15 protein-coding genes, 1 tRNA gene and 1 riboswitch are annotated in these 20,512 nt (G+C 69.3%); of the genes, 5 read left to right on the forward strand and 11 right to left on the reverse strand.

The genetic code is table 11. From position 1 onward, the window contains the following. Positions 1-11: 11 nt before the first annotated feature. Positions 12-1,694: an energy-dependent translational throttle protein EttA gene (gene ettA / locus LVO85_RS00875; RefSeq protein ID WP_232745522.1), complete on the reverse strand. Its 1,683-nt coding sequence runs from the start codon at positions 1,692-1,694 to the stop codon at positions 12-14. Between the two features lie 212 nt (positions 1,695-1,906). On the opposite strand from ettA, the gene LVO85_RS00880 reads away from it, so the two are divergent. Next, a complete protein-coding gene (locus LVO85_RS00880; RefSeq protein ID WP_232745523.1) occupies positions 1,907-3,760 on the forward strand; it encodes a bifunctional metallophosphatase/5'-nucleotidase in 1,854 nt (617 codons plus the stop codon). A 66-nt stretch (positions 3,761-3,826) separates the two neighbouring features. Here LVO85_RS00880 and LVO85_RS00885 read toward each other — a convergent pair whose 3' ends face one another. From LVO85_RS00885 to LVO85_RS00900, 4 genes are all read right to left on the reverse strand, one after another. Further along, the gene (locus tag LVO85_RS00885; protein WP_232745524.1) at positions 3,827-4,345 is read right to left on the reverse strand and encodes a single-stranded DNA-binding protein; all 519 of its coding nucleotides are present in this window, start codon (positions 4,343-4,345) and stop codon (positions 3,827-3,829) included. 155 nt (positions 4,346-4,500) lie between these two features. Further along, on the reverse strand, positions 4,501-6,138 hold the full coding sequence (locus LVO85_RS00890; protein ID WP_232745525.1) for a GTPase: 1,638 nt from the start codon (positions 6,136-6,138) through the stop codon (positions 4,501-4,503). After that, the gene (locus tag LVO85_RS00895) at positions 6,135-7,820 is read right to left on the reverse strand and encodes a dynamin family protein (protein WP_232745526.1); all 1,686 of its coding nucleotides are present in this window, start codon (positions 7,818-7,820) and stop codon (positions 6,135-6,137) included. Before LVO85_RS00895 ends, LVO85_RS00890 begins: the two co-directional genes overlap by 4 nt. Before the next feature lie 111 nt (positions 7,821-7,931). After that, positions 7,932-8,004: transfer RNA gene (locus LVO85_RS00900), tRNA-Arg, on the reverse strand. Positions 8,005-8,041: 37 nt separating this feature from the next. Here LVO85_RS00900 and tyrA point away from each other — a divergent pair. After that, complete coding sequence (tyrA, locus tag LVO85_RS00905; RefSeq protein WP_232745527.1) at positions 8,042-9,160, forward strand: bifunctional chorismate mutase/prephenate dehydrogenase; 1,119 nt, start codon at positions 8,042-8,044, stop codon at positions 9,158-9,160. Here tyrA and LVO85_RS00910 read toward each other — a convergent pair. Next, complete coding sequence (locus tag LVO85_RS00910; protein ID WP_232745528.1) at positions 9,122-10,282, reverse strand: PrsW family intramembrane metalloprotease; 1,161 nt, start codon at positions 10,280-10,282, stop codon at positions 9,122-9,124. The genes tyrA and LVO85_RS00910 overlap by 39 nt on opposite strands. A 54-nt stretch (positions 10,283-10,336) precedes the next feature. Between LVO85_RS00910 and orn the strand changes: the two genes are divergently transcribed. Continuing rightward, positions 10,337-11,023 (forward strand): oligoribonuclease, encoded by a 687-nt coding sequence (gene orn, locus LVO85_RS00915; RefSeq protein ID WP_332875388.1) that lies wholly within the window; start codon positions 10,337-10,339, stop codon positions 11,021-11,023. On the opposite strand, the gene LVO85_RS16600 is transcribed toward orn, so the two are convergent. The 5 genes from LVO85_RS16600 to ehuB form a co-directional block, all read right to left on the reverse strand. Continuing rightward, complete coding sequence (locus LVO85_RS16600) at positions 11,005-11,814, reverse strand: C40 family peptidase (protein ID WP_269812793.1); 810 nt, start codon at positions 11,812-11,814, stop codon at positions 11,005-11,007. The genes orn and LVO85_RS16600 overlap by 19 nt on opposite strands. Then, positions 11,814-11,992: riboswitch (cyclic di-AMP (ydaO/yuaA leader) on the reverse strand. Its footprint overlaps the gene before it by 1 nt. Positions 11,993-12,178: 186 nt before the next feature. Further along, entirely contained in the window at positions 12,179-12,934 is a 756-nt protein-coding gene (gene ehuA / locus LVO85_RS00930; protein ID WP_232745529.1) for an ectoine/hydroxyectoine ABC transporter ATP-binding protein EhuA, read from the reverse strand. A gap of 10 nt (positions 12,935-12,944) precedes the next feature. Further along, positions 12,945-13,586, reverse strand: coding sequence for an ectoine/hydroxyectoine ABC transporter permease subunit EhuD (gene ehuD, locus LVO85_RS00935; RefSeq protein WP_232745530.1), 642 nt, complete (start codon positions 13,584-13,586; stop codon positions 12,945-12,947). Next, entirely contained in the window at positions 13,583-14,368 is a 786-nt protein-coding gene (locus LVO85_RS00940) for an amino acid ABC transporter permease (protein WP_232745531.1), read from the reverse strand. Before LVO85_RS00940 ends, ehuD begins: the two co-directional genes overlap by 4 nt. Positions 14,369-14,377: 9 nt before the next feature. Then, positions 14,378-15,304, reverse strand: a complete 927-nt coding sequence (gene ehuB, locus LVO85_RS00945) for an ectoine/hydroxyectoine ABC transporter substrate-binding protein EhuB (RefSeq protein WP_232745532.1) — start codon at positions 15,302-15,304, stop codon at positions 14,378-14,380. 1,015 nt (positions 15,305-16,319) lie between these two features. Here ehuB and LVO85_RS00950 point away from each other — a divergent pair. Together LVO85_RS00950 and LVO85_RS16895 are read left to right on the forward strand one after the other, a co-directional pair. Further along, a complete protein-coding gene (locus LVO85_RS00950; protein WP_232745533.1) occupies positions 16,320-18,125 on the forward strand; it encodes a cell wall-binding repeat-containing protein in 1,806 nt (601 codons plus the stop codon). Beyond that, the gene (locus LVO85_RS16895) at positions 18,103-19,929 is read left to right on the forward strand and encodes a cutinase family protein (protein WP_232745534.1); all 1,827 of its coding nucleotides are present in this window, start codon (positions 18,103-18,105) and stop codon (positions 19,927-19,929) included. The genes LVO85_RS00950 and LVO85_RS16895 overlap by 23 nt, the downstream gene beginning before the upstream one ends. Positions 19,930-20,512: the final 583 nt, after the last annotated feature.

The raw sequence follows: 20,512 nt of genomic DNA on the forward strand, positions 1-20,512 counted from the left end.
CCGTGCCGCCGTCAGTCGCGGGTCAGCTTGCGGTAGGTGACCCGGTGCGGACGGGCCGCGTCGGCACCCAGCCGCTCGACCTTGTTCTCCTCGTAGGCGCCGAAGTTGCCCTCGAACCAGTACCACCGGTCCGGGTCCTCGTCGGTGCCCTCGTAGGCCAGGATGTGCGTCGCCACCCGGTCCAGGAACCACCGGTCGTGGCTGATGACCACTGCACAGCCGGGGAAGTCGAGCAGGGCGTTCTCCAGGGAGCCGAGGGTCTCGACGTCCAGGTCGTTGGTCGGCTCGTCCAGGAGCAGCAGGTTGCCGCCCTGCTTCAGGGTGAGCGCGAGGTTGAGCCGGTTTCGCTCGCCGCCGGAGAGGACGCCGGCCTTCTTCTGCTGGTCGGGCCCCTTGAAGCCGAACTGGGACACGTAGGCCCGCGAAGGGATCTCGACGTGGCCGACCTGGATGAAGTCCAGCCCGTCGGACACCACCTCCCACAGGCTCCTGTCCGGGTCGAGGCCACCGCGGTTCTGGTCGACGTAGGAGATGCTGACCGTGTCACCGATCTTCACCGCACCGTCATCCGGCTCCTCGAAGCCGACGATCGTCTTGAAGAGCGTCGTCTTGCCGACACCGTTGGGACCGATCACGCCGACGATGCCGTTGCGCGGCAGGGTGAACGACAGGTCGTCGATGAGGACCCGGTCCCCGAAGCCCTTGCGCAGGTCGCGGACCTCGATGACCTGCGAGCCCAGGCGCGGGCCCGGCGGGATCTGGATCTCCTCGAAGTCGAGCTTGCGGGTCTTGTCGGCCTCGGCCGCCATCTCCTCGTAGCGGCCGAGCCGAGCCTTGCTCTTGGTCTGCTTGGCCTTGGCGTTGGAGCGGACCCACTCCAGCTCCTTCTCCAGGCGCTTGGCGAGCTTGGCGTCCTTCTTGCCCTGGACCGCCAGCCGCTCGCGCTTCTTCTCCAGGTAGGTGGAGTAGTTGCCCTCGTAAGGGTAGAGGCGACCGCGGTCGACCTCGGCGATCCACTGGGCGACGTTGTCGAGGAAGTACCGGTCGTGGGTGACGGCGAGGACGGCACCGGGGTAGGCGGCCAGGTGCTGCTCGAGCCACTGCACGCTCTCGGCGTCGAGGTGGTTGGTGGGCTCGTCGAGCAGCAGCAGGTCGGGCTTGCTCAGCAGCAGCTTGCACAACGCGACGCGGCGTCGCTCACCACCGGACAGCACGGTGACGTCGGCGTCCGGCGGCGGGCAGCGCAGGGCGTCCATCGCCTGCTCGAGCTGGGAGTCCAGGTCCCAGGCGTCGGCGGCGTCGATCGCCTCCTGCAGCTGCCCCATCTCGGCCATGAGCGCGTCGAAGTCGGCGTCGGGCTCGGCCATCAGCGCGGAGATCTCGTTGTAGCGGTCGACCTTCTCCTTGATCTCGCCGAGCCCCTCCTCCACGTTGCCCAGGACGGTCTTGTCCTCGTTGAGCGGGGGCTCCTGGAGCAGGATGCCCACGCTGTAGCCGGGCGTGAGCCGGGCCTCCCCGTTGGACGGCTGGTCCAGCCCGGCCATGATCTTGAGGATCGTGGACTTGCCGGCGCCGTTGGGGCCGACCACGCCGATCTTGGCGCCGGGGTAGAAGGACATGGTCACGTCGTCGAGGATGACCTTGTCGCCGTGTGCCTTGCGGGCACGACTCATGGTGTAGATGAACTCAGCCATGGCGCTCAGGCTAGCCGCCGGTGGCGGACCGGGAAGAATCCGCGCACCACGAGCCGGTCATGCGCCGTTCACCCGTCCCGGTGGTGGGGTCGGTGCGCCCGGGGGTACCGTTCGGTGCAGCGACATCGCGCACGGTCACCCGTGTCCACCCGTGTTCACCCGTCCTGCGTCGCGGTCGCCGCCCTGTCACCCGTTGCACAAAGGAGAACAACGTGACCCAGGTCAACCGTGAGCGCACGGCCAGGAGGGCGTCAGCCTCTCTGGTGGCGCTGTGCATGGTGCTCGCCACCGGGGCTCCGGCCCTCGCTGGGCCGAACGACAGAGGCCGAGGGGGTGACAACCTCCCGAAGGGTGGCTCCGGGTTCGAGCTGACCGTCCTGCACATCAACGACGGCGAGTCCGTGCTCCTCCCGACCGACGAGGACCCTGGAGCGGCGCGCTTCGTCGCCGACCTCAAGGAGCTGCAGGCCGAGGGCGAGGCGGAGCGCACCCGCCTCCCCGCCCAGGCCAGCAAGCGCGCCAAGGCCGTCCAGGCTGCGCTCAACCCGCGGGCGGCCATCACGATCTCCAGTGGGGACAACTACCTCTCGGGTCCGCGTCTCAACGCCTCCCTGGACAACCCGGACGCCTTCTACGACGCCCTGGTCTACACCGAGGGAGGCTTCGACGCGATCACGATCGGCAACCACGAGTTCGACCTCGGGCCCGACCTGCTCGCCGACTTCATCGAGGCCACAGGCGACATCCCCTTCGTCTCCGCCAACCTCGACGTCTCGGGCGAGCCGCGGCTCGCCGCCCTCGAGGCGGAGGGAAGGATCGCCGGCAGCACGGTGGTCGAGAAGGCCGGCCGTGAGATCGGGGTCGTCGGCGCGATCTACGAGGAGCTCGGGTCGATCTCTAGCCCGCGCAACGTGACGACCACCGACGCGGCGAAGGCCGTGCAGGCAGAGGTCGACGCGCTCACCGCAGACGGTGTGGACATCATCATCCTCTCCAGCCACCTGCAGAACCTCGACAGCGACCTCGAGCTCATCGGCGAGGTCAGCGGCGTCGACGCGGCCATCGCGGGCGGTGGCGTCGAGCGCCTCGACCCCTTCCCGGCCACCGCCACGGATGCCGACGGCGACAGCGTCCCCGTCGTCACCACCGTGGGCAACTACCGCGACATCGGCCGCCTCGTGCTGAAGTTCGACAAGCAGGGTGAGGTCATCGACGTGGTCGAGGAGGAGTCGGCGCTGCTCCCGGTGCCGCTCGAGGGACCCCGCGACCCGTTCATCGCCGAGAACGTCGAGGCCCCGGTCGCGGAGTACGTCTCCGACCTGGCCGAGAACGTCCTGGGCACCACCGAGGTGTGGCTCGACGGCGCGAACCCGCCGATCCGCTTCCGCGAGACCAACGTCGGTGACCTGTTCACCGACGCCATGGTCGAGGCCGCCCGGGCACGGGCGGACGAGTTCGGTGTGGGCCAGGCCGACATCGCCCTGCTCAACAGCGGCGGCATCCGCAACAACGTCCAGCTGGCGCCGGGGTCCGAGGTCACCGAGCTCACGACCTTCGACATCGGGGCCTTCTTCAACCTCGTGTCGATCGCCGAGATCGACGGCCAGACGCTCAAGGACGTGCTGGAGCACAGCGTGTCCTCGCTGCCGGACACCGGGAACGGGCGCTTCGGCCAGTGGAGCGGTGTGGAGTTCGTCTACGACGCGGCACAGCAGGTCCAGGTCTTCGACGGCACGACGGTCCTCACCCCCGGTGAGCGGATCCGCGAGGCCGTAGTCACCAAGGCTGACGGCACCCGGGTCGTCGTCGTCGAGGACGGGGTCCTCGTGGCACCCGGGGAGTCCTTCCAGTTCGTCACCAACGACTTCACCTTCCGCGGTGGCGACAACTACCCGCTGACCGACGTGTCGTTCACCACGCTCGGGGTGACCTACCAGACGGCGCTCGCCGACTGGATCGAGGCACTGGGCACCATCACGGCGGCCGACTACCCCGACCTCACGGTCGAGGACGACACCTACCGGCGCTTCGGGCCGGTGGGCGACTTCACCATCCCCTCCCCCTGACCGGGGACCCACGGTGACGACGGGGCGGCCCGGACGGGCCGCCCCGTCGTCATGTCCGGTGTCCTCTCAGGCGGCGTCGTCCCCCGCACCGCCGTCGAGGTCCTCGCGAAGAGGCGCGGCGTCCTGCGGCGGCACCGCCTCGTCCAGCACCTCACCCGTGCGCACGTCGATGCGCGGACCTCCCAGCTCGGTGGCCACACGGTCCTGGCTGGGTGAGCGCACCCTGCGTCGCTTGGCGTAGGTCGATGTGCCGAAGGTCAGGTCGTGCCCGATGCTCGAGGCGTCGATCTGCACGGAGGTGCCCTGACGCTCCCCGTTGTCCCAGTCGTCGATCTTCAGCCGTCCGTGCACCACCACCGGGTCGCCGACCTTGAGCGAGTCGGCCGCGTTCGCCCCCAGGGACCGGAAGGCGACCACCTCGTAGAAGTGGGTGCCGAGAGGCACCGACTCCCCCGTCACGGAGTCGTACCGGGAGCGGTTCTCCGCCAGCCCGAAGGTCGTGAACGGTGTGCCGCTCTCCTTGCCGACCCTGCGGCGCGGCTCGTAGGTGACATTGCCCGAGACCGTGTAGTAGCCATCACTCATCGTCTTCACCCCTCGTGGTGTGCCGGCCGCCCCCGATGGTGCGGCTCGTCCCCTCACCCTGGCGCGCGGTGCTACGCCGTGGACCGTGAGGGCCCCTGCTGTGCACAGCAGGGGCCCTCGTGGCAGGGATGTGGACGACAGGGCCGTCCGCCAGCTCAGGACTGCACGGCCTGCAGCTGCTGGCGGGTCTGGCGGTGGCGCTCCAGCACCGTGCCGACCGGCCGGCGCACATGCTCCTTGGCCACCCCGTCGACGGCCTTGTCCAGCCGTGCCCTGATGAGCGCGCGGCGGCGGCTCGCACCGACCCGGCCGAAGACCCGGGAGAGCAGCGCCAGGACCAGGCCGAGGAGCAGACCACCCACCAGCATCAGGGCCGGGACGGGCACCGGGCCCCACATGGGCACCTCGGTGTCGATCTGCAGGTAGCCCAGCACGGCCAGCACCGTGAGCCACACCAGGCCTGCCACGGCCGTGAGAGCGAGCAGGAGCTGCACGACCCGCAGGAACGACCACCAGAACGGGTTGCGCGCCCGCAGCGGGGTCGCCATCACGGCCTGGTCCAGCGCGTCTGCCAGCGTCGAGTCCTCGGGGCTGGCGGCGTCGGCGACGGCGTCGGCCCAGCGTGGCGGCAGGTCCTGCCCGGCGCGCTCCCCCACCTGACGGGTCGCCAGCTGCACCGCCGAGCGAGCGGCCGGGCTGGGCGGGGGGAGGGAGGAGCGGCCGAGCACGGTGCGCACGTCGGACGGGGAGATGCCGCTGGTGCCGGCCCGGTCGTCCCCGAGGCGCAGCCGCCTGAGCGGGTCGGGACGCAGACCCGAGAGCCACCGGGTGAACGGCCAGCCGGCGTTGGCCCGGCTCTGGCGCAGGTAGTCCTTGTGCACGGCGCCGAGGACCACGGGGATCCCGGCCGCCCTGACCAGCGCCTGGTGCAGGTCACCGTCGGCCACGTCGTCGACCGAGGGCTCCCCGGAGGCCACGCCGCCGGTCAGCTCCCGTGCGGCGCCGGCCATGTCACCCCTCAGCCGGCGCTCGGAGGCATGCCGCTCCGAGACCACCGACGCGATCGCGGCCCGCAGGTCGTCGACCCCTAGACCGATCCGTGCCGAGGTGCCGATGACCTCGAAGTCGCCTGCCCCGTCGGCCGCCACCAGCCGGCGCAGGTCGTGCTTGATGCGTGTGCTGCCGCCGGCCTCGGTGACCCGGTCGGTCTGGTTGAGCACGACGATCATCACTGTCTGGTGGTCGCGCAGGGTGGCGAGGTAGTCCTCGTGCAGGCGCGCGTCCGCATACTTCTGCGGGTCGGTGACCCAGACGAAGACGTCCGAGCGCGCCAGGATCCGGTCGGCCTCGACCCGGTGCGAGAGCTCGCGGGAGTCGAAGTCGGGCAGGTCGATGAGGACCAGACCGTCGAGGTCGCCCTGGCCGTCCGCGTCCGCCACCTGGTGCCGGTGCGGCACACCGAGCCAGTCCAGCAGCCCGGCCGACTCCTCCTGGCCCCAGACGGCAGCCGTCGCCGACGCAGTGGTGGGACGGCGCGCTCCGATCGCGGCGACGGGCTCGCCGACGAGGGCGTTGAACAGGCTGGACTTCCCCGAGCCGGTCGCCCCCGCGAGGCTGACGACGGTGCGCCCTCCTTTCAGGGCCCAGCGTTCCCGTGCGCGGCCGACGACCTCGCGCGCCGTCGCCACCGCCTGCGGGTCGAGCTGACGGGCCCCGGTCTCGAGCGCCTCCTCGAGCTGGTCGGCGCGCCAGGTCAGCGAGTCCTCCCGAGCGCCTGTGGTGCGGACGGTCATCGGGCGGCCTCCACGTCGTGGGCAGCGGTGCGCACCTGGTCGACCGCGGTCCGCGACAACGGCACCTCGTCGAGCACACCGTCGTATCGGTCCTGCTCCTCGTGCAGCAGCCGTTCGACCCGCACGAGCAGGGCCTTGCGGGCCTGACGGGCCATCTCCCGCACCGCCTGGTCACCGAAGACGGCCTCCAGCAGGCGCTGGGCGATGATCGCCGAGCCACCCGCGATCGCCACCTCGGCCCCGACGAGACCACCGGTGGCGCTGAAGGCGAGCAGCATGAGCATGACCGCCAGTCCGTTCACCCCGAAGGCCAGGTAGCGCGCGGTCGTGCGGCGCTTGCCGGCCTCGTCGCGCACCATCTGGAAGACCTCCGCCTGCCAGTCGCGGATCAGCCGCTCCACCCGAGGCTGCAGGTCGGGGCCTGCCTTGCCCAGGTGCGGGTGGGCCTCGATGAGGCCGGCCCCGCCGGGGCTGGACTTCCAGCCCCGGGCCGCCGTGCTGGCCGCGACCTGCGCGTGTGAGGTGACCAGCGCCGACGCGCCGCTCTGGAGGGCCTCCCCCAGGGGCTCCGTGGAGGCCTCCTTGCCGGTGAAGAAGGCGGTGACCCGGTCGCGAAGCCGGCCGATGCCGACCTCGACCTGGCGCAGGAACTCCCCGGTGCCGACGAGCTCCTGCCAGCGGGCCAGGACCTCTCCGCGCAGCAGCGAGCCGTCCTCCATGCCGGCCTCGACACCCTCCAGCCCGTCGCGGTAGGCCGTGTGGGCCACCGCGCGCAGGTGGTCACGGGCCTGGAGCTGCCCGTCGGCTGCCGCTGTCAGCTCGTCCGCCCGCACGCCCAGCGAGCCGAGGGCGCCCGCCAGGGTCCGCCGGATCACCACGGAGCGGGCCCGTGCGTCGCCGGCCAGCGAGTGCAGCCAGCCGCTCAGCCGGCTGGTGTGCTGCGGCGCCAGCATCTTCACCTTGTCCAGCTCGACCTCGGGGACGGTGAAGATGGGCGACTTGCCCAGCCCCTGCTCCCTCAGCATCTGGGCCAGGTGCAGGCGCACCTCCTCCATGGCCTCCGGCGGCACCCGGTTCAGCACGATCGCCACCGACGTCCCGCGCTCGGCGGCCTGACGCAGCAGGTCCCACGGGACCGCGTCGGCATACCGCGCGGCGGTGGTGACGAAGAGCCACAGGTCGGCGGCGGCGAGCAGCTGCCGGGCCAGGTCACGGTTGGCCCGCACGACCGAGTCGATGTCGGGAGCGTCCAGCAGTGCCAGCCCGGTGGGCAGTGCGTCGGTGGCGACCATCCGGACGGAGGAGGGGTCGTCCTTGTCCGTCGGGCCCCCGGTGAGCCGGGCCAGCCCGGGCAGGATGCGGTCGCCGGCGAACCACGTCTCGTCCTCGGTGTGGTGCACCAGGACGGACGCGCGCGTCGTCGGTCGCAGGACACCGGTGCGGGTCACCACATCTCCGACGACACTGTTGACCAGCGTCGACTTGCCGGCACCGGTCGACCCGCCGACGACACAGAGCAGCGGGGCGTCCAGGGCACGCAGGCGCGGCAGCACGTAGTCGTCGAGCTGGCGGACGAGGGCACCCTGAGCCTCCCGGGCGCCCTCGGCGTCCGGGAGGTCGAGCGGCAGCCGCACGGTCTCCGTCGCTGCACGCAGGCGCTCGACCGCTGTCAGCAACGCCATGGTTGTGTCCTTCTCCGTCACGTGCCCCAGCCTGCCTCCTGCGGCGTCCGCAGCCAAAGCGAACCGCCGCACACCCGTCCTCCGGTGCGCCACCTGCGGTCGCACCGGACGCGCCCCCGGCAGGACTCGAACCTGCAACCTACGGATTAGAAGGCCGTTGCTCTGTCCATTGAGCTACGGGGGCCGGGTCAGCAGTCTAGGCACGACTAGCATCAGCGGTCATGGACGAGCCTCTCGCCGAGTTGCGTGCACAGATCGACGATGTCGACCAGGCCATGCTCGACCTCCTCGGCCGGCGGCTCGACCTGGTGTCCCGGGTCGGCGAGGTGAAGGGCCGCCACGGGCTGCCCATCTACGCCCCCGACCGTGAGCGGGCGATGATCGCGGCCCGGCGCGAGCAGGCCGAGCTGCTCGGCGTGCCGCCCGACCTCATCGAGGACGTGCTGCGACGCTGCATGCGCGAGGCGTACAGCCACGAGAAGAACATGGGTTTCACGCAGCAGGCCCCCGGGCTGGGCCCCGTCGTGGTGGTCGGGGGCGCCGGACAGATGGGGGCGATGTTCGCCCGGATGCTCCTGCTCTCGGGGTATGCCGTGCGCGTCCTCGACCGGGACGACTGGGACCGGGCGGAGGAGATCGTCGACGGCGCGGGGATGGTGCTCGTGAGCGTGCCGATCCACGACACCGTCGCGGTCATCCGTGCGCTGCCCCCGCTGCCCCCGGACTGCCTGCTGGCCGACATCACCTCGACCAAGCGCGGCCCGGTCGAGGCCATGCTCGCAGCCCATCCCGGGCCGGTCATCGGCCTGCACCCCATGTTCGGCCCCGACCAGGAGTCGTTCGCCAAGCAGGTCGTCGCCTCGTGCCCGGGCCGTGACGCGGAGGCCGGCGCGTGGCTGCTGGAGCAGATCCGGCTGTGGGGAGCCCGGGTCCACGAGGTGTCGGCGGTCGACCACGACGCGGCGATGGGGCTGATCCAGGCCCTGCGGCACTTCTCGACGTTCGCCTACGGCGCGCACCTGGCCTCCGAGGACAGCGCCCTGCCCGACCTGCTCGCGCTCTCCTCGCCGATCTACCGCCTCGAGCTCATCATGGTCGGCCGCCTCTTCGCGCAGAGCCCTGAACTGTACTTCGACATCATCACCGCCTCGCCCGACAACCTCGCCCTGATCGAGCGTTACCACGAGCGCTACGGCGAGGCTCTGCGCCTGCTGCGGGAGGGGGACAGCGAGGGCTTCACGGCGCGCTTCCGGGAGATCGGCGAGTGGTTCGGGCCGTATGCCGGGCGGTTCCTGGAGGAGTCACGCTCCCTGCTGGCCCACGCCGACTCCACTCGCTGAGGGTCCGGCGAAGGCCTGGCGGTGCAGCGTCACGGAGGACAGCAGCCGCTGCTCCCGCTGCACCCATCCGTGGTCCAGGTCACCGCGCTCGAGGTGGTCGCGGGCGATGGCCAGCTCAGCGGCCTCGTCCTGGAACGCGCGCATGGCCAAGGATCCGGCAGGCCCGACCCGGTCACGGGCCCAGGCGCGTGCCCGGCGACGCTCGGACGGCGAGACCAGCATCGCCACCTCGGCCGGGGTGAACCATCCGTTCAGTCCGTAGCCGGTGAGGTGCTCGCGCATCATCCGCGCCTCTGCACGCCGTGCGTAGACGACCACCAGGACGAAGCCGACGAAGAGCGGCACCTGCACCAGCACGAAGAGCAGCAGGAAGAGCTCCGACAGCGCGGAGGCGTTCCACAGCGCGTGCCCCGCGACCGCCACCGCATACCCCAACAGCGGCACCCACGCCCGTGACCAGGTGCGTCGGTGCGCGATGAGGCCCAGCCCGATGCCGGTGCAGATGGTGAACATGGGGTGGGCGAAGGGGGTGACGAGGCAGCGCAGCACGAAGGTGGCGACCAGGCCCTCCTGACCGAGCAGCTGGTAGTTCTGCGCCAGGTAGAAGATGTCCTCCACGTAGGCGAAGCCCAGGGCGACCACCCCGCCGTAGACGATGCCGTCGACGACCCCGTTGAACTCGCGCCGGGCGACGACGAAGATCAGCAGCAGCCCCAGCCCCTTGAAGAGCTCCTCTGCCACCGGCGCGGAGACGACGCCGGCCACGACGTCCGGGTCGAGGCCGACGGCGTCGGCGGCCACCGCGGCTGCCGTGTTGACCAGCAGGCTGGCGGACGTGGCGATCAGTGCACCCCAGAGGAAGGCGAACCACAGCATCCTGGCGGGTTCGGCCTCCAGCCGGTCGACCCAGAGGAAGACGGGCAGCACCACACCGATCGCGGTGGTGCTGATGACGGCGGCCAGCAGCCCGACGGTCAGACCGACGCTCTCGGTCACCAGGATCGCGATCAGCAGGGCGGCGAGCAGGAAGGCCGTGGCCGCGGCTCCCCAGAGCAGGAGCCGTCGGATCCGCGGGCGCACGGTGGCGTTGGGCTCGACCGCCGGCAGGACAGGCCCGGTCATGAGCGCAGACCCTACCTGGCCCCGGCCGCGCAGGGGATGGCTAGGGTGACACCCGTGAGCTCCGAGGTGACGCCCCGACAGTCCAGCGACCGGCTCGTGTGGATCGACTGCGAGATGACCGGCCTCGACGTCGTCGACGACGCGCTGATCGAGGTGGCGACGCTGGTCACCGACTTCGACCTGCAGGTCCTCGGTGACGGGGTCGACCTGGTCGTCCGGCCCCCGGATGCAGCGCTGGCGCAGATGGGCGACTTCGTGCGCCAGATGCACGTCGACAGCGGGCTGCTCGACGTGCTCGCCGAGGGCACGACCCTGCAGGAGGCCCAGGAACAGGTCATGGCCTACGTGCGGCACTGGGTGCCGGAGGCGCGCAAGGCCCCCCTGGCCGGCAACACGGTGAGCACCGACCGGGCCTTCCTGGCCCGCGACATGCCCGAGCTCGAGCAGCACCTGCACTACCGCATCGTCGACGTCTCCTCCATCAAGGAGCTGTCCCGGCGCTGGTTCCCCCGGGCCTACTTCGCCTCCCCCGCCAAGACGGGCGGCCACCGCGCGCTGGGTGACATCCTCGACAGCATCGCCGAGCTGCGCTACTACCGGGAGGCGGTCTTCCAGGCTCCGCCCGGTCTCGACACGGCCAGGCTGCGGGAGATCGCTCTGCGCCACTCGGCCGCGCGGCCCGCTGAACCCGACCCGGGGAGGTCGGGCTCAGCGGGGCAGGCTCAGCCGACGCGCCCGTAGCTCGTGACGCCGGAGAACATCTTGCGCTTCTGCGTGGGCAGCCCGGCCCGGCCAGAGTCGTAGATCATGCCGTTGCCGGCGTAGATCGCGACGTGGTAGGCCGGTGCCCCCCAGAAGACGAGGTCACCGGGCCGGGGGCTGGACACCCGGGTGGTCGCCCGGCGCTGCGCCTCGGTGGTGCGGGGGAGGCTGATACCGGCCTTGCCGAAGACGAACTGGGTGAAGCCGGAGCAGTCGAAGCCGGCCGGGGTGCTGCCGCCCCAGCGGTACATGATGCCGGTGTAGGACGCTGCGATGCCGACCACGCCGCTGCTCGACGTGCTGCGGCTCGTGCTCCGGGTGGCACTGCTGCGCGAGGCCGCCGCTGTGGTCAGCCCCATCTTGGCTGCGGTCTTGGGCCCGACGATGCCGTCGACGACCAGGCCGTTGCGTGACTGGTAGCGCTTCACGGCCGCCAGCGTCTTGGGGCCGAACACGCCGTCGGCGTAGGACCCGACGATGCGCTGGACGGTCTTGACGTGGCTGCCTCGGGCCCCGTAGCGGATCGTGCTCCACCGCGGAGTGGTCGGCAGGATGACCGGGGCCGCAGGCAGAGCAGCGGGCGACGAGGGAAGGGCCACCGGTTGGGCGGACGGTGCAGGCGGAGCCGCAGGAGCGGGCGTGGCCTGGGCCCCGCCCGACATGGACGCCACCAGACCGCCCGCGGCGACCATGGTGGCGGAGGTGCGGGCCAGGGGCTTGAGGACGTTGCGACGCTGGGCGCGATGGCGCCCGGGAATGCTGGTTGACATGGAGACCTCACCTACGCCTACGGGGTCAGCTGTCGGGTTCGGGCGGGAGGAACTACCCGGTCCGTGCGGCGGCACCATGGGTTGCTGGTGCCGCCGGGAGGACTTCACCCCAAGGGGCGTCTCACGACGCCCCACGAAACGTGGGTCCCCCGCTCCTGTCATGCGGTAGTGCGTAAGGCCCCGACGAGGTGGTGACAGGACTCGGCGACCACTGCGGGGGCTCCTAGGGGAGAGGAGCGCTGTCCAACGTACAGGGCCCACGGGGTCATGTCACGGTCCGGTCACGACGTGTGGACGACGTGCGAGGCCCGGCACCACGCAGCATGCTGCGACGCCCGTGGCGCTCTGACGGCATACCTGCACGTCACAGGATCGCCTGCAGGAACTGTCTGGTCCGCTCGTGCTCCGGGCTGGTGAACATCACGTCCGGAGCAGCCTCCTCGAGGATGTGCCCGTGGTCGAACATCAGCACCCTGTTCGACACGTCGCGGGCGAACTGCATCTCGTGGGTCACGATCAGCATCGTGATGTCGGTGGTCCGGGCGACCTCGCGCAGCACCTCCAGGACGTCGTTGACCAGCTCCGGGTCGAGGGCGGAGGTGACCTCGTCGAGCAGCAGGACCTCCGGGTCCATCGCCAGGGCCCGGGCGATGGCGACCCGCTGCTGCTGCCCGCCGGAGAGCTCCATGGGGTGGGCACCTGCCCGGTGCTTCAGGCCCACCTGGTCCAGCAGGGCGTGGGCTCGCTGCCGGGCCTCCTCCCGTGACTGGCCGAGCACGTGGACCGGCGCCTCGGTGATGTTGTCGATGACGGTCATGTTGGGGAAGAGGTTGAACTGCTGGAACACCATGCCGATGCGGCGCCGGATGCGGGTGACGTCCTTGGGCCGGCGCTCCACCCGCTTGCCACCCCGCAGCTCGTGCGTGAGCGGGTCGCCGTCGACGTAGATGAACCCGTCGGTCAGGTGCTCGAGGGTCATCAGCAGCCGCAGGATCGTGGTCTTGCCCGAGCCGCTGGGCCCGATCAGGGTGACCCGCTCACCGCGCTCGACGGCGAAGCTCAGCCCCTCGAGCACGGTGGTGTCGCCGAACTTCTTCACGACGTCCTCGAACCGGATCATCGGTGTGCTGTCAGTAGGCAAGACGGTTCTCCAGCTTTCGCATCAGGACGGCGGTGGGGTAGCTCGCGACCAGGAAGATCAGGCCGGCCAGGGTGAACGGCTCGACGTAGCTGAACGTCCGGCCGCCGATCTCCTTGGCCTCCGTCACCAGCTCCGGCACTGCGATCACGATCAGGAACGGTGTGTCCTTGAACATGGCGATGGCCCAGTTGCCCAGGGAGGGCAGCGTGGCCCGCAGCGCCTGCGGCAGGATCACCGCGCGCCACGTGCGGTGCGGTGGCAGCGACAGCGCCGTCGCGGCCTCCCACTGGCCCTTGCGGATGGACTCGATGCCCGCCCGGTAGGACTCCGCCATGTACGTCGAGTAGTGGACGCCGATGACGATGATGCCCACGCTGAGTGCGCTGAGGTTGTTGAACGTGTAGTAGACGAACAGCAGCTGGATCGGCAGCGGCGTCATCCGGATGAAGTCGAGGACGAACGACAGCGGACGCCCGACCCAGGCGGGCAGCGACCGCAGGCCGATGGCCCACACCAGGCCCAGCACCGCGGCGGTCAGCGACCCGACGACGGTGACGAGCAGGGTGATGCGCACGAAGGCCTCGAGCAGGTCGGGCAGGATCTGGAGGGCGAACTCCCAGTCGAAGCTCACGGTGCACCGCCTCCCGTAGGCGCGCCCGCGGCGCCACCTCCCGCGGGGGCGCCCACAGCCCCCGTGCCCTGCAGCCGCGCGGTCTCGGCGTTCTGCCGGATGCGCTCACGTCGGGTGGGGGGCGCGAGCCCGAGCCGGCGCTGCGCACGCCGTTCCAGCCAGCGCAGGACGCCTGAGGCCCCCAGGGCGATCAGGTAGTAGATGACCATCCCGATACCGAACGCCACGAAGGTGTCCGTGGTGCGGCGCAGCTGGTCGGTGACGAAGGTGAGGTCCTGAAGGAAGATGAACCCGGCCAGCGCGGAGCCCTTGATCAGCATGATCAGCAGGTTGTTCAGGCCGGGCAGCATCAGCGCCCAGGCCTGAGGCCAGATCACCCGTCGCATCGTCGTCACCGGTGACATCGACAGGGCGACGGTGGTCTCCCACTGACCCTTGGGCACGGCGTTGATCGAGCCCCGCACGACCTCCGAGCCGTAGGCGCCGTAGTTGAGCCCCAGCGCCAGGATGCCGGTGGTCATCGAGGGCAGGTCGACGCCGAGCTGCGGCAGCACGAAGAACAGCCAGAAGAGCTGCACGACCAGCGAGGTGCCGCGGAAGAACTCCACGACGACCCGGCTCGTCCCGCGCACGAGGGCGACGCCGCTGAGCGAGGCGAGGCCGAGGAGGACGGCCACGACGAACGCAACCGCGGCGCCGCCGACAGACAGCTGCAGGGTGACCAGGGTGGCCTCCCACAGCCGCGGCGCCGCCGCGGTCAGCGTGTCGAGGAAGTCAGTCACCGCGCAGGGTCAGTCCGTGGACTCGGCGTCGTCCGCCTCGGGCAGCTCGCCCGCGCAGAGCATCTCCGTGGTGATGTCCTCGGTGGGCCGCTCCGCGTCGGTGAAGCCGAACGGGCCGAGCACGCGCTCGTACTCCGCCTGGTCACCGATGATCGAGGCGAGCTCCTCGTTGTAGGCCTCGCGCAGGTCGTCGTCGTCGGTGCGGAAGACCGTCGCACCCGCGCCGACCTGGGGGACGCCGTCGACCTCGGCGACGAACGCCTCGGTCACCTCGATCGGGGCGTCGGGGTTGTTGTCGGCCATGGCGCGCAGCGAGATGCCGGTGAGGGCGTAGACGTCGGCCCGACCGCTGACGACCGCGTCCATGCCGTCCTGCGGCGTCGACACCGTCATCGTCTCGATGCCCAGGTCCTCGGCGTAGCCCTGCTCGATCGCACCGCTCATCGCCGCGAAGGTGGCTCCGGACTCGGCGACGTCCTGCAGGTCCGCCAGGTCCATGGGGTTGTCCTCCGGCACCAGCAGCGCCGTCGTGTACATGATCTCGGGGTCGCCGAAGGCTGCCTGCTCGCAGCGCTCGGGCAGGATCGACATGCCGGCCGAGATGGCGTCGAAGCGACCGGCGTTGAGACCGGGGATCAGGGCGTCCCACTCGACCTCGACACCCTCGACCTCGTCGATGCCCAGGGCACCGAAGACCTCACGGTGCAGGGCCACGGTCGCGCCGGTGAGCTCGCCGTCGTCGTCGGTGTAGCTGTAGGGCTCCTCGCCGGCGAAGCCGACGGTGATGGTGCCCTCGTCCTGGAGGGTCTCGAGGGTCCCTCCGCCGCCCTCGGCGGAGGAGGTGGTGTCGTCGTCGGAGCCGCACGCCGCGAGGGTGAGAGCTCCGGCCGCGGCGATGGCGGTGAAGGCGTGGGTACGCGAAGTGCGCAGGGACATGACATACGTCCTTTCGGTTGGACGAGGCAGTCGCCCTCTCGGCGGCAGAGGCCGACGAGAACACGTCGCCCCGATCGGACAGGGGGGGTGTGCCTTGAACCTATGCAGGCTGTCCACAGGTCCTCAAGTCGCCTCTGACGGCAGCGGGGCACCGGATCGGGGGCCCGGGCCGCGCGCGTCCTCGACCCGTCACAAGCCCTGTGACCAGCGACGATGCCGAGCCTCCCGGACACGCCCCCGACCCCCCCGACCGGCACCCGATGAGGCCCGACGGGCCAGGTCGATCGTTACCGTTTCGCAACCCTTCGGTCGAAGGACCAGCCCAAGGACGAGAGAACCCCCGGACCTCCACGGTCCGGGGGTCTCGATGCCGTCCGACATCGCGTGGGGTGAGTGACGGGAAACTCAATCGCAAGTGAACTGACCTGCACTGTCGAGGCCCCAGAGACCATCGTGTCAGTCCTGTGTCAGGTCCGCACACCCCAAGTAGGTAGTGCAAGCTCGCCGATCTTGGGGTATGCACGTTCGACGATGCCGCCGATGCTGCCACCGTGTTGTCCAACCTGCCGGAGTACCGCGTGGTCGCGGTGCTGCACCGTGATGCGTTGAGGGCAGGGAGGTGTTCATCGACACCCAGGCGTCGAGGCGGCCTGCCCGGCCTGCGGGGTGCCGTCCTCGCGGGTTCCGCGACGACCTCGCCGCCCGCTACCCAGACCACCAGTTAGGCCGCTCACTGAGACCGTGAAGTTCAACTAGCTAGAGAGCGGAACTCAACCCGGCTGCCCAAACCCCGCCGGGAGGTGACCAGCGATCTGGGAGGCGCCGACTGCAAACGTTGCTCGCCGGACGCCCACGCGCCGTCAGCGACGTTCATCTTGTCGCAGAAATAGGGCTTGTCGCAGTATCCGTTCCACGGTAGAACGGGGTCCACGCACTTGTGGCGCGGTTCCTGGGGGCCGCCTAATCCGTGATTGGTGGCTTCGTGTCCGGTCGATTCGCTCGTGCCCTTGCCCTCGTGACGACCGTCGTGATGTTCAGCGCGATGTTCTTTGTAGCACCGCCTGGGGTGAGTTCGGGATCGGCGACGCCCCTCGCTTGGCCTACAACCGGGCCAACTGCAGCGCCCGCCGCCGGTTTGGCTGCTCAGGACACGGTCGCGGCCACCGACAAGTGGCGCTTGTCGGGTCCGGACCGGAGGGCGACGGCGGTCGAGATCTCCAAGCGCAGCTTCCCTGACGGGGCGTCGGTGGTGTACCTGGCCCGTCAGGACGTGTTCGCTGACGCATTGGCGGCGGGGTCGTTGAGTGATGGGCCTGTGCTGTTGTTGCCGTCCTGCCGAGGTGTGCCCGTCGTGGTGGCCGAGGAGATCGCTCGCCTGGCCCCGGAGCGCGTCACCGCTTTGGGTGGGGACAGCGCGGTGTGTGAGGCGACCCTGGACGAGGCTTCGGATGGCCGTGCGAAGAGCCGTCTCGCCGGTGCGAACCGTGAGGGGACCGCGGTAGAGATCTCCAAGTACGAGTTCCCGGCCGGTCCGCTCGCCGAGGTATACGTCGCGAACTCCCAGGACTCCCCGGACGCGGTGGCCGGTGGGGTCCTGACAGCCGGGCCGGTGCTATTGGTCCGTGACGGCAGGCGGGTACCGGCCGTGGTAGCCGCCGAGATCGCACGCCTGTCCCCCAAGCGAGTGGTGGGCCTGGGCGGGGACGCGGCCCTAGCCGATGAGACGTTGGGATCGGTCGCGGCCGGCCGCACCACAGACCGCTTGGCGGGACCCAACCGGTACGCCACCGCGGTGGCGATCGGTTCCTACCAGTTCAGCAGCACCGCACCGGTGGCCTACCTCGCCCGCGGTGATGTCTTCGCTGACGCCGTCGCAGCGGGGTCCCTGACTGACGGTCCGGTGTTTCTGGTGAGCGCGAACTGCGGGTCTCTGCCCGCGGCCGTCAGCGCCCAACTCGCGGTGCTGCAACCCGCCCAGGTGATCGCCCTGGGTGGGACCAGCGCGGTGTGCGAGGACACGTTGGACGCGGCTGTTGCGGCGGTCCCGGCACCGGATGTGGAGGCCCCGGGCCCGGTAAGCGCGTTGACCGTGGCGGAGGTGTCCTCGACGTCGGTGACGCTGTCCTGGACGAACCCCGATGACGGGAACGAAGGCCTCGAGGCCGACACGCAGTACAGCTACACCGTGTTCACCCGTGACACCGCGGGCAACACCAACACCACCGGTGCCACACTCACGACCACGACCGCCCCGGCACCGGATGTGGAGGCCCCGGGCCCGGTAAGCGCGTTGACCGTGGCGGAGGTGTCCTCGACGTCGGTGACGCTGTCCTGGACGAACCCCGATGACGCGGACCTGGCCGAGCTGATCGTGCGTCGCGCCGTGGGCGGGACCGCCCCGGACGGCCCCGAGGATGGCGAGCCGGTGGCACTGGGCGACCCGTTGGCCGAGTCGGTCACCGACGAAGGCCTCGAGGCCGACACGCAGTACAGCTACACCGTGTTCACCCGTGACACCGCGGGCAACACCAACACCACCGGTGCCACACTCACGACCACGACCACGACCGATACCGGTGCGGTTCCGTCGAAGCGCGTCTGTGGCACGTTAACTGCCTCCGAGACCTGGTCACCTACCAAGGCACAGGTCTATGTCGCGGATTGCACGGTCACTATCTCCAGCGGCGTCACCCTCACAGTGGAGCCAGGAACCGTCATCAAGGCCGCCTCAATCGACACAGCGCTAGAGGTGAGTGGTTCGTTGGTCGTGGCGGGGTCGCAGGAGGCGCCAGTGGTGTGTGTTCACCTCCTCCAGGGATGACTCGGTCGGCGGGGACGTCGACAGCACACAGACACCAGAGCGCGGCGACTGGCAAGGAATCACAGTCGAGCCAGGTGGGACGTTCTCGATGGACAACGCCGAGGTGAGATATGGGCGGGGAGTGACTGCTGCCGTCGCAACTGGTTTCTCGTTGACGGGTTCGACCTTGAGCCATGGCACCACTGTTTCAGTGTCGCTGAGTGAGAGCGATCCGGCTCCTGTGGTGATCTCGGGAAACACGTTTACCGAGATGTCCGGAGGGGTGTACGACGGATCGGTCATTACCGTAGCTGGGTCGGGTTCTCCGGCTCCGAGAGTTTCGGACAACACCATCGAGGGAGAACTGCCCAGTTATGCTCGCGCCGTCAGCATCTACGGCGAGGAGCTCTTGCCATCGTTGCTGTCCGGGAACACTGCTGACTCGTCCACGGGTGCTGCGATGTTTGTGTCGGGGTCGCTGGCCGAAGACCTGACCCTGCCCCGACCCGGGTTGCCGTGGGTCATCGGCGATAGGTCTTGGAGAGGCCTGGAGATCCCGGCCGGGGTGACGATGACGGTCAACGAGGGAGCCGTGGTCAAGTCGCTCCGGTCCACGGACAGCCATAGCGGCCTGAAGGTGCGCGGTTCGTTGGTCGTGGCGGGGTCGCAGGAGGCGCCAGTGGTGTTCACCTCCTCCAGGGATGACTCGGTCGGCGGGGACGTCGACAGCACACAGACACCAGAGCGCGGCGACTGGCAAGGAATCACAGTCGAGCCAGGTGGATCAGCGACTCTATCCCAGGTTGAAATCCGCTATTCTGCAACGGGACTCGCGGTCAATGGAGGAACAGCAGCTTTATCTGGCCGACTCGTTGAGAATGTCATTGGCATTAGTTCTAATGGTAGCTACGTTGACGCTAGACACATAGACTGGGGCTCACCGGAAGGACCCGTCCCTGGGGACGTTGTTGGGTCTGGGGTCATGTACACCCCTTGGGTAGGCTATGTTCCGCCGCCTCGGCCTCCGATTGCTCCCGCTCAACCAGTGCCGGACGGAAACGCTTCCCGGTGCGCCAAATACGTCGTCTTTGGACTTCGCGGCTCTGGCGAGGAGCCCCAAGCCGATTGGAACATATTCCTAGGTTGGGATAAGCCTGCCTTTGTTGGCGAGACTGATGGCTTTGGAACATACAATGAAGAAATCTATGCAGCATTCGATCGCTTCCAACCTGGAACGAAAAAACGAGTCGCCGTCCAGTATCAGGCCCTTCCGGTGCCAGTGCTGGATCCACGCGTGAGTCCTAGCGCCTACATGGACTCGATTTTTGATGGAGTTGATAAGCTCATTTCCAGGGCTTATGAAGAGGCCTCAGACTGTCCCGACAGCGAGTTCGTGTTGCTTGGATACTCTCAAGGCGCCTTGGCAGCTCATGTGGCAATGCGCGTATTGGCGGAATCGGATCTAGCTCTTCTGGAGCGTTTTGTGGCGGTGGGCTTTGTTTCTGACCCTGGCAGAGTTGTGGGTGGCGGCGAGGACCTTTGGCGCACAGCGAGCTTGGTCAATGGTCAATTGCAGGTGTCAGTCCCGGGCCTTCTCGAATCGATTAGTCCTGGAGTCTGGTCATTGCCGACGCTATGGCAAGAGACGACACCGAGCGGTCCCCTCCCGGACATTATTGCGAGCCGCACCACGGCGCTCTGCCACAATGGCGACCTCATCTGCGCAAGCTTCCTGGGTGCCGGCGCGTCTGAGCACACCAACTACACGAACGATGAGTTGGAGGCTCTTGGGTATATGGTGGCGTTCGGACTGCCTGGCGGATAGCGCGATTCGCCTGGCACAAAGTTAGAAATGTTCATGTCAATAAAAGTCAGTTATGGACCTCTCTGTTAGGTCAGCAAGTCACCGAACACTGGGCAGGTCGATCAGCTTCTCCACACCCGCTGCAGGACGTCATTGTTCCTGTCCCTGACTGGCGGACAGCCTGTTGTTAGGCCTCTCCTCTTGGGTCCTGATGGCGGGGATGCGCACCGGGTCAGGTCCCTGCCCAGTCGTTCGGCCCGGGTGGCGGCGTCCGCCGGTGGTAGCAGGCAGTCCCGCTAACGTCCTGCCCAGTACTGTGCCGTCGCCAGGGTGAGCCGACCCGGAGCGCGACCGATCAGCGATCAGCGATCGTACCGATGGTGGTCGTCCGGCGAAGGCGACCGCGCACGCCAGCACGGCCTGCCCTGTCGGCCCCTCGATCCCCAGCGACCTGCCGTGCCCAGACGGCGCGGCCAGACCAGGACACAGGGCGTTGAGCTGGTGGTGAAGCCGCTGCAGCGCCTTCTTGCGGTCCGCGACCAGCCCGCGCCGGTGCCGGACCGCGGCACGCGGCTCATCCACCACTAACGTGCGAGAATTCGGC

The sequence above is a fragment of the Ornithinimicrobium sediminis genome, assembly GCF_021272345.1.
In the GTDB taxonomy this organism is placed as follows: Bacteria; Actinomycetota; Actinomycetes; order Actinomycetales; family Dermatophilaceae; genus Ornithinicoccus; species Ornithinicoccus sediminis_B.

Coding starts and splice junctions, on each gene's coding strand:
- ehuA (WP_232745529.1), bottom strand. CDS start 12,934: ATGATCCGGTTCGAGGACGTCGTGAAGAAGTTCGGCGACACCACCGTG.
- LVO85_RS00890 (WP_232745525.1), bottom strand. CDS start 6,138: ATGACCGTCCGCACCACAGGCGCTCGGGAGGACTCGCTGACCTGGCGC.
- LVO85_RS16600 (WP_269812793.1), bottom strand. CDS start 11,814: ATGTCAACCAGCATTCCCGGGCGCCATCGCGCCCAGCGTCGCAACGTC.
- LVO85_RS00895 (WP_232745526.1), bottom strand. CDS start 7,820: ATGGCGTTGCTGACAGCGGTCGAGCGCCTGCGTGCAGCGACGGAGACC.
- tyrA (WP_232745527.1), top strand. CDS start 8,042: ATGGACGAGCCTCTCGCCGAGTTGCGTGCACAGATCGACGATGTCGAC.
- ettA (WP_232745522.1), bottom strand. CDS start 1,694: ATGGCTGAGTTCATCTACACCATGAGTCGTGCCCGCAAGGCACACGGC.
- ehuB (WP_232745532.1), bottom strand. CDS start 15,304: ATGTCCCTGCGCACTTCGCGTACCCACGCCTTCACCGCCATCGCCGCG.
- LVO85_RS00885 (WP_232745524.1), bottom strand. CDS start 4,345: ATGAGTGATGGCTACTACACGGTCTCGGGCAATGTCACCTACGAGCCG.
- LVO85_RS00910 (WP_232745528.1), bottom strand. CDS start 10,282: ATGACCGGGCCTGTCCTGCCGGCGGTCGAGCCCAACGCCACCGTGCGC.